This is a genomic window from Candidatus Borrarchaeum sp., assembly GCF_019058535.1.
GTDB lineage: Archaea > Asgardarchaeota > Sifarchaeia > Borrarchaeales > Borrarchaeaceae > Borrarchaeum > Borrarchaeum weybense.
Window position 1 is genome coordinate 1 of record NZ_JAHPYX010000158.1, and the last position, 13,774, is coordinate 13,774.

A 13,774-nucleotide genomic window follows, 5' to 3' on the forward strand; every position below is an offset into this window, starting at 1 on the left:
AGCCAAAAGTAGTGATAGTCGACGAACCGACTACTGGCCAAGATTTTCTTCAATCTAAGGAAATCATGGAATTGCTCGATAGACTTAATGAAAAAGGGCGTACGATTATTGTTATAACTCATAATATGCGACTGGTCGCCGAACACGCAAAACGAACAATCATCATGCATGAAGGAAAAATTATTGCAGATGGTCCCACTTCTGAAGTCTTCTCCAAAAGAGCTATCTTAGAACAGACACATTTGAATGTTCCCGAAATTACAAATTTAGCCATAGATTTGACATCTTGTGCAAATGTTATGACAGTAGAACAATTCCTTTCCGGATTAGTGCAATCGTAAATGTTTTGGAAAACGGACTTCTAAAGATATTAAAATGGAACTACAGCACTTGACGCAAGCGCTATGTAAAAGTTACCTCGTTGTGCCCTATTTCTACAATAGAAGTGTAAATAAGCAACTGATTTTCTAAAAAGTAAGAGAATGATAGTGACATCCTCCCCACCCTTTCGGATGGGGACTTCCCGCCGCATAAGTTAAAATCCTTCAAAAACTAACTGAAAAAAGGAGATACAAAATAAATGAGGGAAATCTTTTCTGAAATAGAAATAAAGGCAAAACCCGCAAAAGTATGGGAGATTCTCGTTGATTTTGCATCGTATCCAGAATGGAACCCATTTGTGCGCAAGATTGAAGGTGAACTGGCCGTTGGTTCTACACTTGAAGTCACTATACAAGTACCAAACAGAGATATCATGACCTTTAATCCAGTAGTGGTCAAAGCAAATCCCAATGAAGAATTTCGTTGGAAGAGCAAAATGTGGGCTAGATTCCTATTTGCAGGCGAGCATTATTTTATTCTAGAACCCGTCGGGGAAGAATCTACAAAATTGATACAAGGTGAAAAGTTTACTGGCATTTTGGTGCCATTTCTTGCGAAACCGTCAAATGAGGCTCCACTCGGCTTTATTGAGTTTAACAGAGCAATAAAAGAGAGAAGTGAAAAATAATTATTCTAGTAAAATTCTGTCATCAATTCTGCCTGAAAATAAGGTTTTCAAAATATTTCAAGTAGAATCTTGTATATGAAAGATAACCCGAGAGGTTCATCACCTTCGATGATGAGGATGGAAAATTGATCTACGCAACTATATAGTCACTTTTAAATGAATGGGTTGCAGATTTAGTTTGAATAAAACATTTGACTTTGCGTATTGAAACAGGTCTATTTTTGATGATTTATAGTATTATGAATACTTCTTGAAAAGATTAATTAGCAAGTTTTGCGACGTATTGCTTAAGATAGATTTTCATAACACCTATGATATAAATATGGATCGAGGATGTAATCTATGGAAGGAGAAGGAGAAGAAGCCCAGTCGCCAAATAAACGTGCAAAAACGGAATTAGAAGATGTAATTAATCCAGTCCTAGAGAAAATCAAAAGAGGAAGTTTTGTAGAAGAATCGGTGTCAGATTTAGAAAAGGAAAAATTAATATCGGATCTCCCAGAAAAAGGATTAATAGAGGTAGATCATGCAGAAATATGCAAGGAACTTATGAAAGTACGCGGAATTGGTCAAAAAACCGCTAAAAAACTAGTAAAATTAAATATTAATTCAATTGAAGAATTAGCCGCGCTTAAAGAAGATAAGATATCTAAGACAATGAAAGTTTCAATAAAATCGTTTAATGATTTAATCAAAAATGCACGAAAACATCTTGGAAGAGAAATTAAAGAAGAACTAAAGAAAAAATTGGAAAAAGTAAAGCTAGAATCACTAGAGGAAGAATATTCAGAAGTAATAATGATATCACCCTTAAAAGAAAAATTAGACCAAGTTAAAATGACTATGAAAGAAGATGGTGAATTCTTTTATGATGAACTTGCAAAATATTTGGGTGAAATTACTAAATTAAAGAATGATTCTAAGACACTTAAAGATTGGGTTCACAAAATTGATAAGAAATTAAATGATATTTTAGCAGAAAAGGACTACAAAAGCGATCTTGATCTTGCAGAAATTGAAATGGTTGAGTCAGACAATACACCTTCTGGGTCAATATCTATCGATACCTTAGAAACTGCACGTTCGAATGCAAAAGAATTAAATTCACTCGATCAAGAGGACGATAACGCAGTAATAATTATAGATACTTCAGAAAAATCGAGTTCAAGTTCAGTGGTCTCAACCGATCAGACTGGTTCCGAAACAGGGTCAGTGTTAAATGAGCAACCAGAACCCAAGTTAATTTCGCATAATGAAATCATGGAAAGATTAGACGATGTGGGAATAATTCGAGGGGTCAATGAATATTATTATAGAGTCTGCGAAATCCTAGTTGACCAAAATCCACAAGAAATAAAATATGACGCTCTTGTGGATAAATCAAATTTATATCCTCATGCATTTTCACAAATTATTTTTGATTTAACGACTAAAAAGATTATAGATTTCGATGTAAAAACGGAAATAATTCGCTTTTGGACTGAAAAATAATAGATATCAACGCTTTTTAATTAAAAGACTCTTTTGTGAAAATAGATCTATCTCAAGAGTATTGTTAGTCACTAAAAAGTAACTTATAAAATCCGAGAGGTCCTACGCTTTCGAAGATTTGAATGAATGACAGATACAGGGAAGATAAAGGTGATCAAATAGAAATCTTCAAATTCATATCTTTCTCAAGCAGTTTCCCTATTTCTTTTAGCCACTCATAAGCAGTTGTTTGTGCTTCTTCAAAACTACCAGCATCAAGATTTCGAGAAGTTCTTATTATAAGATTATAAGGTGCTCCCTCTTCAATTTTCTTTAATATACCTGAAAGAGAGCCGAACATATCGATATTACCATTAATTTCAGTCCAATTGCCGTAGTAAGATTTCCGATTCTTAGTGGAGATGTTTTCAAGTTCAGGAACTTTGTTTAAAATGTTAATTAACTGTTTAGTATGCTTTTCGAGATCTAGTTCTTCATTTAGTTTTCCTTTCAGTGTTACTGTTGTCTCATAAATTGGCATAAGAATCCCCATAGCTATATTTTTCAAAATATGAAGGTCTCACCTAAAGAGAAAGACGTACTAACCAAGGAGATATATACACCTTCTTATTAATGTATTTCATTTGTTACTAAAATTGTTTTGCGAAACTTTATCAATTTTATATGAAAACCTGATATAGCTAGTACGTTATCAGTGATTTTGAAGACGCTTAAGACAAGAACTATATTTTAACGAGAACATACTTCTTTCTTATGTAAATTAATTCAACAAGAACAACAGTAAATGCAATAGTAGTTCCTGCGAGAACCCAAGAATGAATAAGTACGTTTTGATTTAAGTGAAGCACGTTTGAAGTTCCATAAATTTCATTGTAATTACTACTGTATACTTCAACTGGTGGTAGATCATAACCTTCAACATGGTATTTAAAAGGTATTTCTAGCTTATAACTAAGTGTTAGACTTTCTCTAGGTCCTAATTGTAATTTCTCCCATTTCAAGTCCTTTGAACCAATTATACTTGGAATTCGATCAATAACATTGAAGGTTGGCGTTGGTTCTATGCCTGAATTGTAAATTGTGACATTTATGAATATTGTTTGTCCTGGCATAACTGTAGAAGGAAAAGCGTTTTTCTCAATTTCAAGATGGTACGTCCATGTTAACTCGTTTGCAAATGTCTGATCGAACTTAAGTGAAATTTCATTTGACTTAAGTGATATATCTCCATAAGATATTGTAGTAAAGGATACAGCATCATTTTTTATAGCTACAACATATTCAATGGTAGCAGATTCTCCAGGAGTAAGCTTCGGGAGTGTAGTTCTTAAAATAGTTCCACTAGTAGTTGAATTCTCGGGAGTTCTTACGATAGTACCATACCATAAATCTTCAGAAATTTCAATATCTTTAATTTCGGTGTTTCCAACATTCTTTACATTCAGTCTTATTGTTGTCGTAGTGTTACTGATGATCGATGCCTCACTTTCTTTTGTTATAACAAGCAAGGACGCATTTTCTCTTGTTGAGACTAAAATTTCATTTGAATATATCCTTTCTTCTGTCTGATCGTTGCTTTTATTTGTGCTTGCATAAGTAATTTGATCTGGTTTTATTAGAGTATCTATTCTTTGTTTTGAAAGTTTAAGAATATAAGAATATGTAACATTGTCTCCAGGCAATATTTTCTTCCAAGATTGCTCTGATGTAAAATTAGAATGAAGTTTTACTCCCTCTGGAATCTTGATGTCAATTTCGACATCATAAGCTGTATCTATCCCAACATTTTCTATCACTGTTTCCACAATAATTTGGTCACTAGATTCTACCAAATATTGATTGACAGTCTTTGTTGCTCTGAGAATTGGAAACTTCTTCATTGTATAATTAGCTTTTAGATACGAGATTGATTTAATTTTTTCAGGAAAAGAAAAACTATAGATGTTTTCAGTTTTCGTACCTGGATATTTTGGAAGAATTTCATCTTCAACTATTTTACCTGGAAAGAAAATAGAGATGGTTGATTTGTCCGACTGTTCATATCTGTAAATCTGATCATCTAGTTGCATTACTTCTCCTAAATCGAATAAATGTTTCCCCTCAATGACTGGTATCGCTTTGGAATCTAATAACGATGTAATTTCTATAAATGATTGAAAATAAGGAGACGCATCAGATTTAGGTCGTAAGAAAAGATGTATTTGAGAAAAACGAGCTGTTTGGATCATTTCTTCTGTAAATAGTGCTCCAAAAGACGTGTCTGGAAGAATCTCTTGAAACGTTTTTAGAACGGCAGAATAGTCAACGTTGGTTACATTAAAAGAGGAAAATATCAGTGTTCCACCTGATTGTTTTGTATTTCCATGAATTTCTACTTCCACACCAAATTGTTGCTCAATTAAGTAGTTAATTATTCGTGCCCTGTCTTTTGCCTCATCATCTTCTATTGATGAATAAGCAACTTCACTCCATAAACCTAATGTTGGACCTAGTCCTTCACCACCCTCTTTTCCACCTTGATTAGTTGAGAAGTAAATATGCAAATCACGCATTTTATAAAGTGACGTTATTTGAGGATCAAAACCAGAAATTGCCAATCTATTACTATCAAAGGATGCAGAAATTCTTATTGAGTCTCTATAGAGATTTACTTGAAGATTTTCATAATAATAAAACGAATCTGAGGTTGCTAAAGTCGGCTCTGGAATTACTAATGGAACAAGAAGAAGAATACATATTACAAAGAGAATTCTTTTTCTTATCACTATCACGTCCATCAAGTAAGAATCATTACTTTGCCACAGCAACTCGTCTTAGTTATTTAAACGTTTTTCTTCTACATTTTTAACATCTTAAAGTATATACTCAACGTTTTATTAGGTGCAAATAGGATATGCGCAATGAGTTTTATTTTCATCTTTTATAAATCCACTTTTAGCTTTTATGTACGTAAAGCTGTGAATTTTTAACTGAGTATGTTTATTATATATTCAGACTCAACAATCAACTGGTGTTATATATGATCTGTCGGAGGGTACATGAACTCCAACAATTTGGAGATTCATTTAGATTGTGAAATAATAAGAGATGGATCATGTATCATCATCTTACGCATTCTTTGGATTTTTGGTAAGCGAGGAGCGTTCAAAACCTCTGATGACGCTGGTAAACAAAACCGCTGTAAGAAATTTTAGAGACTTTTGTCTAGTCTTTCCACATCTAAAGGAGGCTCTTAAACTTGGCTAAAAAAAACAGCACAAAGAGAAATCGTAAAAGAGTTGGATTCCATGATTTCGTGGCAGAAATGTTAGACGGTAGTTTTATAGAGTCTGAGAAGGAAGAGGATAACTAAAAATTCCCTTCTTCTTTTTATTTAATCTTTAGTTTTCTTAGTCGCATATTTCATATATACCAAAACTGTTGCTGCTTAAAACATACACATTTCTTTATACGCGCTATATCGCTGCTCTATTTCCTCCAGAGTAAGATCTAATAATTTCTTTACACTGAATTCTTCCACTACAAAACTGCCAATTATATGTCCGTACGCCATCGCCTCTTTTATCTTATTAATAGAAATACTTTTTTCGTTCTTAGTACTCCGTGCAATATGTCCTAAAAAGCCTCCAGCAAAAGCGTCGCCGGCTCCTGTTGGATCTACAATCTCCTCTAAGGGATAACCTGATGAGGGAAATATTCCATCTTTTGATACCAGTAATGCCCCATGTTCTCCTTTTTTAATAATAACATGTTTTGTGTTTGTTCCCCATTCCAAAAGGGTTTTACCGCCCTTTAACAGATTAGGAGTGCCACACAACAATCTTGTTTCTTCATCATTCAAAATAACAACATCAACTTTAGACATCACTTCGAGGGTTTCATCCTTCATGGTTTCAATCCATAACTCAATGGTATCACAGGCTGTAAGTCTCGGCGATTTTATTTTCTTCAACAATTCTAAATTCTGAGTGGGTTCATTTGTTCCTAAATAGACAAACTCAGCGTCCTTATATGCTTCTGGTAGTGAGGGGGTGAAATCTTCCATAACTCCAAGGTGTGTTTTTGTATTATAACGTTTGCAAAGACTGTAATCATAGGTCGATTCAAACCGAAACGTCTTACCTTCCTCTATTTTCAAACCGCGAAGATCTAAACGCTCGTCTAAAATATCATAATAATCCTTTGGGAAATCTGTCCCAATAACTCCAACAATCCCTGTCTCCTCAAAAAGACTAGAAGCGAGAGAAAAATTCACTATAGCTCCACCTAACACCTCTTGAACTGTATCGAATGGCGTTGTGGTCGTATCCAGTGCTAGCGATCCAATTCCAACTATCATCTTATACTACCAAAGAATGCTACCTGTAAAAAGGTGGGGAATACGAGAATAAACTATCCTATATATATACCTTTTTTTGTATGTATTTTAAAGGACGTTTTATTTTAAATTAATTAAAAGTGATCTTATATTTTTCAGAAACAGAACTCACACGGGATATTAAAATCTGATTGAAATCTAAGAAGCGTTTTCTTAATATTTGTGAAATAATTATTGTTTTTTTGCTTATCAAAGAGTAAATCGCTCACCTGGCTTAATTTCTCCGGAAAATTTTCTCTTAAGGTATCTCTGATAAGAGGCCAGTTTCCTGCCTTTATATTGAGTTTATCGATCGAGAGACGATCGATGACCCCCTCGCTAAATACATCTAATAATTGACTTAATGATTGTTCGGTTAGAACTGGAATAATTGGACCCAGAAAAACATAAGTTGCAATGCCTTGATCGTGTAGTTTCCGTAATGTAGAAATTCTTTGTTCTATTGGTGATGCTTCTGGCTCAAAAACCTCTCTTATCTTATCATTATAAGTGGTAATCGTGAAACCTACTTCGCACTCACTAAATTGACTTAAGAGATCGATATCTCGTGTAACTAATGCAGATTTTGTTAAAATTGAAATTGTTCGATCATATCTCAATAAACGTTGTAGACATTTTCTTGTGAGTTCATATTTTTCCTCAACGGGCTGATAGGGATCTGTCACACTACTCAACAATATAAGCCCTTTTCCTTTTTTACGGGCGAGTTCCCCAGAAAGAAGATTCGCAATATTGGTTTTTATATCTACAAATTCGCCCCAAGGCTCTTTATGCTTCGTATATCGTTTCATAAACCGAGCATAACAGTACTTACAACCGTGAGTGCACCCAATGTAAGGATTGATCACATAATCAACATCATAGATCCGACTCTTTACCAAAGCTGACTTTACAATAATCTCTTGAATTAGCGACATTAGAAAACCCATAAAAATTGATTTAACTTCAATTTAACATGTTAAAGAAAGTTATAAGAAAATATAACTGTTTTTCTGTAAGCAACCGATAGTTTTTCAAGGACAAAAACAAAATTTTTTGCGCCTAAATAAACTTGTCAAACACTTGAGAATCAAAAAGATATTTTGGCATAAGAAATGCATCGGTGTTGTTTGAGGTCCATTCTTATTTATCAAAATATCTAAAATATAGCTAAATTTAAATAACCATATATCAAGTATAAAACTAAAAAATATATTCGTGTCAAGGTACTTTCTGCATCCAGTGATGACGATGACTTCCCGTAAGCAAACTATCAACAATACAACAAATCTAACACGCGTCATCATGCAAATGAAACATAAATTCGATATAATCTTAGAAGTGATTGCCACTGGAAAACCATTGATTGTATGTACCGAATCTCGTAAAGATACTGAGCTATATGTACACACTCTAGCAAAACTTCGACCTGGAGTAAGTATTATCCCTTGGACGGAGGATGAGAATACTATCTTTTCCTTACAAGATAGAAATAATATAGTTGCAGGAGTTCCAATACAATATTTGATGAAACTTTCTGAAGAAGAAAATCTTACAATCATAAATTTAGTTTTTCTACGAATACATAGCAAGGTGCTCACTACTAAGAAATGGAAAGATATCGCAAAATACGCAAATAAAAACATCAAAGACCTAGGCGATGAAAGAATTTATACTTACATTCAATCCCAGATGGAACCCCCTGCAGACGTAATTCAACCCCAGATGGTACCCACTGCAGACATTAAATGTTCAAAGTGTGGTGGCCCAATAAAAGTCCGCAAAATTTCGTTAGATAAAGTACAATTGAGTTGTGAGAACTGTGGTTCAATATGGGTAGAGTGAAGAGAAAAGAAGAACTGCTACTACCTCACTGTTTTTAAATGTCAATATTTTATAATTCTACGGAAAAATACTATCCACAAAAGACTCGACAACGGGCATTCCTGATTTGGTGTGCTAAATTATGCCTCGACAAAACCCACAAAAGATAGTTAAAAGGTTTCAAAAGAAGGTTCCTTGGTTATCCGAAGTGGTTAATACTGCTGAAATAGCATCTGATCTTAATATAGCTGATTTTCGAGTAACAGCTACTTCTTCAAGCAGATGCAGTATTTGCAAAGGAGGAAAAATGCTTTGTGGCAAAATAAGATGTCCACTTCTTGCTAGAATTCGTTCCTATCTGAAAATAAAACCACTTTATGATCAAGAGGTCTTAGAAGGGGCTTCACCTCCTGGGGTCTTTGTTGGGAGAATAGGATATCCTTATGTATATGCAGGTCCACTTGTTCCTCCTATTCAGGGTGACACCAGTCTTTTAGATGTGCCAGAACTTTGGTTTGGCAAATCAATAGAAGATATAGTTGATATGCGATTCAAGCTGGTGCGAGGGAAGTATCGTGTGAATGTCAAGAAGCCTGATGAAGGAGGACGAATTTTAGATGATACACGGCTTTTAGGACTTGCTGGACGTTCTGTAGACATTGATCTGTCCTTAAAAACAAAACCTAGTTCCACTTTTACATTAAGTTCTGAAGTACAGCCTATGGGTCCTTCTGCATTAATTAACAATTTAGAAGTTGAAGGAAACATTAAAACTGAACGTCATCTTGAGAAAGCCTATAATGATACCGATCTTAAGGCGGCAAATGCTGTTGTTGATCTTTACAACAGCGACGTAAGAGTCTCATCGATCCAGAAGGCTTTTTCTGTTGGATCATTCGGTCTGGAAGGTCAAAGGAAGTTGGTGCCAACTCGATGGAGTATAACGGCGGTCGACTCAATCCTGTCAAAGGAACTTATGAAGGACGTAAAGCGAAATCCAACTATTAATGAATTTCGTGTCTATGAATCTAATTATCTTGATAACTGTTTTCAAATTCTATTTCTTCCTGAGAACTGGAGATACGAGACCATGGAAGCGTGGTACCCAGGCACAATTTGGAATCCTGCAGATCAGAATATACATATGTTTAGCGACCATGAAGGTTATCATGGGCGTACCACTTATGCAAAAATTGGTGGATGTTATTACGCAGCTAGACTGGCAGTTAATGAACTTCTTGAGAAGGAAAGACGCCAGGCAAGTGTTATTATACTTAGAGAAATTCGACCGGGCTATATTATGCCTGTAGGCGTGTGGAATGTCAGAGAAAACGTCAGAAACGCTTTGAAACAAAAACCTCTAAAATTCGAAACTCTAAAAGAGGCATTAGATCATGTGCGAGCTCGGTTACACATCGATCTCGATGTTTGGATAAATAATAGCCAACTTTTGAAGGATGTACTAGTCCAGAAGAAAATTTCGGATTTCTTTCCTACTTGAGATTTATGTCTAGTTGAATGGAATATAATCATTAATGAAAAGAAATACAGTATACTTTTACTACAAAATTTATATCTCATTCTTTCAATTTTCTATTTTGAGATTACTGTTTAGAAGGGATACTTTTGCTTCATAATGTGTACATATTTAAAGCAGATGGGGTCTGTCTTTTCACAAGAAAATATGGAAGTCTAGAGACTGATGAAGCAATTGTGACGGGCTTCTTAAGTGCGATTTCAAATTTTGGAGAGCAAATTGGAACGACTTCACTTCAAAGGCTTGATTTCGGTAATTATCGCATAATTCTTGTTAATACAGGAGAGAATTTAATAACAGCAGGTGTTATTGACAAGGATGATGACGTTTTTGTCATGGAACATGGCTTGAAGCGATTAACTTTAGATTTTAAGAGTCACTATGAAAATATCAAAGATAGTGCAATCAGCAATACTCTTTTTGAATCCTATACTGAAAATGCAGACAAGATTTTACAATTTATTTCTGATTCAAATAAAGAAATTAAAAAATTAAGGAATCTATCAAAGGTCATTAAACAAATGAAAAGTAAATTCGAGATACTACTAGAAGTTATTGCCTCAGGCAAACCTCTATTTATTTGTTCAGAAAGTCGCGAAATAACGGAACTTTACTGTCATAGTTTGGCAGCCCTCCGCCCTGATATTGAACTCATTCCTTGGATCGACAATGAGAATGCAGTATATATATTAAAACATCACAAAAACGTAATCGTTGGAATACCGTTACAGTATTTGATGAAACTTGCTGAAGATGAAGAAGTCACCATTGCTAACCTAACCCACTTTCGTATTCATGGCGCTGTGAAACCTTCAAAAAAATGGAAAGAAGTTGCAAAATATGCAACTAAACAAATCGAAGAATTAGGCGATGAGGGAATAACAAAATATATTCAGTCACGGATGGACAACTAATAGTGGTTTCGTTACTCTAAATGCTCTCGTGCGGAAAAGAATTACAGGCCTTTTTTAACCTAATTGTCACTTAATTAATCATCCTTTGCGCAGAGAGGAATTTGCGATATTTAAATGACATCAGGTAAAGAGTTTTGTCACAAAACAAATAAATATAAGGAAACCATGCGAATATCGCATAAGTACAGTTTTAATTCATTGAAAAACTCACAGAAATCATGATAACATGGGAACTATGCTAAGTTGATAAGAGGTGAACTATAATGGAAGAATCTACTCATGATGATGACCTTGTAAAACAGTTGAAAGAACTTCAAAACATTATAAACGACTTCGTTGAAGACAAATGTGAACGCAATGAAGTCTTCAAAAAAATTATGTTGGTCTATAAATTCATGCAAAAGGACATAGCTTCTACCATGGGTGCTATTGCAAGCCCTTGTGGTGGATGTGGCAAGAATATACCCACAAAGACAAAAGAAGCGGAAAAGAGCATCTATAGTTAAGGAAAAAAATATACAATCATATTCTAAAATATTTTCTAATTTTCCTCTTTCATTCTTGATACAAGCTTTAATTATTGTTGCGCGCACCCAGTCTCCTTTTAAGTTTTGATTTTCCCGAAAGTTTTAAATACTTAATGCGCCTATTTATTTTTTGTACGTTTTAGAAAATTAAAACGTATTATATGATTAAATGATAACGATCACACAAATTATGGAGGTTGAAAGATGAGCGAAATGACAACAACAGAAAAAACCAAAGCAGTACTTCAAACAGTAGCAGAGAATCTTAAAGTTTTGTATCAACGAGCATATCGAGCATTAACTTTTGACAAAAGTGTATACAATGAAGTCAAGGATGACCCAGAAGCAACTATTCCGTCAGCGATAATGCCTTTTCTAATTGAGATCGCATTTCTTTTCATTGTGGGAATTGCAACGATTCCACTCTGGCTCATGTACGGCTCTAATGCACAAATTCAAGGAAATATTACCCCTGCACATTGGGCTGCTGGAATCGGAATCGCTATTTCAGCGTCGGTAGTATTTTTCTTAGGCACATTTCTTATATGGGTTATATCACAAGCGATCATTGCGCGATTTGCGGGAGTTAAAGAACTTCAGATAAAGCAAGTATTAAGGAGCTCAGCGTTTGCTTTTGTTCCGTTATTCTTTGCACCCTTTGTCGTTGTAGCTACAATGTATGCTGCAGTGGCGGGAGCTGAAATTGGAGCAGCTGCAATCTTCTTGATCGGTGGCGGAATTATTTTCATTCTTGTCGTGATCAATAATATCCTAGCATTCAGAGAAATAACCGGTGTTACCACTGGAGTCTCAATTATGTCGAATACATTTGCCTTTGTATTAGCTAGCATTCTAGGTATCCTGATGACTGTTGCCTATGGGTTTTCATTAGCAGGTATCGCTTGGCTTGTTTTGGCTTAGATTGTTGCAGTGAATTTGACAAACAATTCTTCCCCATTTTTTTTCAATTTTTTTTCTGAAGTAACGAATTTAATGTATGGAGGCATAAAATTGGCTGAAAAGGATGATATAGTAGTAGAGGCAGTCAATTTAAACAAAGAATATTATTTAGGAGAAATAACAGTTCCCGCTTTGAGAGAAATCAACATGAAGGTGAAAAAGGGAGAATTCATCGTTATCATGGGACCTTCAGGAAGTGGGAAATCAACGTTACTAAACATGATAGGTGGTCTAGATAATCCTACCTCAGGAAAAGTCTACATTAATGGGCAGGACATTTCAGAAATGTCGGATGGAACCTTAACTGAACTGAGAGCGCAGGAGATTGGTTTTATCTTTCAATTTTATAATCTTGTTCCCGTACTGAGTGCGTTTGAAAATGTGGAATTACCAATGATGGTAAATGGGATTTCAGAAAAACAAGGAAAGAAACGGGCTAAAGAACTTTTAGAAATGGTTGGGCTCGCTGATCGAATGCATCACCGACCAGATGAACTCAGCGGTGGACAACGACAGCGGGTGTCCATTGCACGCGCACTTGCGAACAAACCATCAATTGTATTGGCAGATGAACCTACAGGTGATGTCGATACACGCACCGGTGATGAGATTTTGGAATTGATGCATGACTTAAACAAAAACATGGGCGTGACATTCATTGTTATCACTCACGATCCCAACATTGCAGAACATTGTGATAGACTCATTCGAATAGTTGATGGGCAAATTGCATCAGATAAGCCGACAGTGCATGAAATACTATCCATTACCAATGAGGAACTGAGAGCCTACAAAGGTTTCACCGGGTATATCAGTGATTCTAGATGAGTATACTAAATGAAGGGGGTATTTTATGCAACTAGGAATCTTAGGAGCAAATGTGATCGTATTAGTCATTCCCGTGATTATTGTTATACTCGTGTTTCTTCTTTGGAAAGATAAGCGCTTAGTTAAGATGGCATTTCGCAACCTAGGGCGAAGAAAGACTCGTAATTTTCTCACTGTGGTAGGAGTGATGGCCTCTGTCAGTTTGTATGTAGCATTTAACATAGCTAGTGATAATACGTATCAAATTGTTTACAACGTGGTTGAACTTCTGGGAGGCAACGTAGATTTCGAAGTCAGTCGAGTTGATGGTGAACCCTTTAATGAAGA

General features: G+C 35.1%; 13 protein-coding genes and 2 pseudogenes. 11 read left to right on the forward strand and 4 right to left on the reverse strand.

The genetic code is table 11. From position 1 onward, the window contains the following. From QVB70_RS09365 to QVB70_RS09375, 3 genes and pseudogenes are all read left to right on the forward strand, one after another. Positions 1 to 341 (forward strand): annotated as a pseudogene (locus QVB70_RS09365) (ABC transporter ATP-binding protein); the annotation flags it as partial. 239 nt (positions 342 to 580) lie between these two features. Further along, entirely contained in the window at positions 581 to 1,009 is a 429-nt protein-coding gene (locus QVB70_RS09370) for an SRPBCC domain-containing protein (RefSeq protein WP_287585471.1), read from the forward strand. Positions 1,010 to 1,351: 342 nt separating this feature from the next. Continuing rightward, on the forward strand, positions 1,352 to 2,500 hold the full coding sequence (locus QVB70_RS09375) for a helix-hairpin-helix domain-containing protein (protein ID WP_287585472.1): 1,149 nt from the start codon (positions 1,352 to 1,354) through the stop codon (positions 2,498 to 2,500). A gap of 154 nt (positions 2,501 to 2,654) precedes the next feature. On the opposite strand, the gene QVB70_RS09380 is transcribed toward QVB70_RS09375, so the two are convergent. Together QVB70_RS09380 and QVB70_RS09385 are read right to left on the reverse strand one after the other, a co-directional pair. Next, on the reverse strand, positions 2,655 to 3,020 hold the full coding sequence (locus QVB70_RS09380; RefSeq protein ID WP_287585473.1) for a hypothetical protein: 366 nt from the start codon (positions 3,018 to 3,020) through the stop codon (positions 2,655 to 2,657). A 202-nt stretch (positions 3,021 to 3,222) separates the two neighbouring features. After that, positions 3,223 to 5,265: a hypothetical protein gene (locus tag QVB70_RS09385; protein ID WP_287585474.1), complete on the reverse strand. Its 2,043-nt coding sequence runs from the start codon at positions 5,263 to 5,265 to the stop codon at positions 3,223 to 3,225. A gap of 273 nt (positions 5,266 to 5,538) precedes the next feature. On the opposite strand from QVB70_RS09385, the gene QVB70_RS09390 reads away from it, so the two are divergent. Beyond that, positions 5,539 to 5,694, forward strand: coding sequence for a hypothetical protein (locus QVB70_RS09390; RefSeq protein WP_287585475.1), 156 nt, complete (start codon positions 5,539 to 5,541; stop codon positions 5,692 to 5,694). A 233-nt stretch (positions 5,695 to 5,927) separates the two neighbouring features. Here QVB70_RS09390 and QVB70_RS09395 read toward each other — a convergent pair whose 3' ends face one another. Then, the gene (locus tag QVB70_RS09395; protein WP_287585476.1) at positions 5,928 to 6,839 is read right to left on the reverse strand and encodes a PfkB family carbohydrate kinase; all 912 of its coding nucleotides are present in this window, start codon (positions 6,837 to 6,839) and stop codon (positions 5,928 to 5,930) included. A 134-nt stretch (positions 6,840 to 6,973) separates the two neighbouring features. Continuing rightward, positions 6,974 to 7,795 (reverse strand): radical SAM protein, encoded by an 822-nt coding sequence (locus QVB70_RS09400; protein WP_287585477.1) that lies wholly within the window; start codon positions 7,793 to 7,795, stop codon positions 6,974 to 6,976. Positions 7,796 to 8,108: 313 nt separating this feature from the next. Here QVB70_RS09400 and QVB70_RS09405 point away from each other — a divergent pair, with 313 nt between their 5' ends. The 7 genes and pseudogenes from QVB70_RS09405 to QVB70_RS09435 form a co-directional block, all read left to right on the forward strand. Beyond that, complete coding sequence (locus tag QVB70_RS09405) at positions 8,109 to 8,702, forward strand: hypothetical protein (RefSeq protein ID WP_287585478.1); 594 nt, start codon at positions 8,109 to 8,111, stop codon at positions 8,700 to 8,702. A gap of 121 nt (positions 8,703 to 8,823) precedes the next feature. Beyond that, positions 8,824 to 10,182 (forward strand): Nre family DNA repair protein, encoded by a 1,359-nt coding sequence (locus tag QVB70_RS09410; RefSeq protein WP_287585479.1) that lies wholly within the window; start codon positions 8,824 to 8,826, stop codon positions 10,180 to 10,182. A 125-nt stretch (positions 10,183 to 10,307) separates the two neighbouring features. Then, a complete protein-coding gene (locus QVB70_RS09415; RefSeq protein WP_287585480.1) occupies positions 10,308 to 11,132 on the forward strand; it encodes a hypothetical protein in 825 nt (274 codons plus the stop codon). A gap of 263 nt (positions 11,133 to 11,395) precedes the next feature. After that, entirely contained in the window at positions 11,396 to 11,638 is a 243-nt protein-coding gene (locus QVB70_RS09420) for a hypothetical protein (RefSeq protein WP_287585481.1), read from the forward strand. Between the two features lie 225 nt (positions 11,639 to 11,863). After that, positions 11,864 to 12,580, forward strand: a complete 717-nt coding sequence (locus QVB70_RS09425) for a hypothetical protein (RefSeq protein ID WP_287585482.1) — start codon at positions 11,864 to 11,866, stop codon at positions 12,578 to 12,580. 90 nt (positions 12,581 to 12,670) lie between these two features. Then, positions 12,671 to 13,447: an ABC transporter ATP-binding protein gene (locus tag QVB70_RS09430; protein WP_287585483.1), complete on the forward strand. Its 777-nt coding sequence runs from the start codon at positions 12,671 to 12,673 to the stop codon at positions 13,445 to 13,447. 25 nt (positions 13,448 to 13,472) lie between these two features. After that, positions 13,473 to 13,774, forward strand: a pseudogene (locus QVB70_RS09435) (hypothetical protein); the annotation flags it as partial.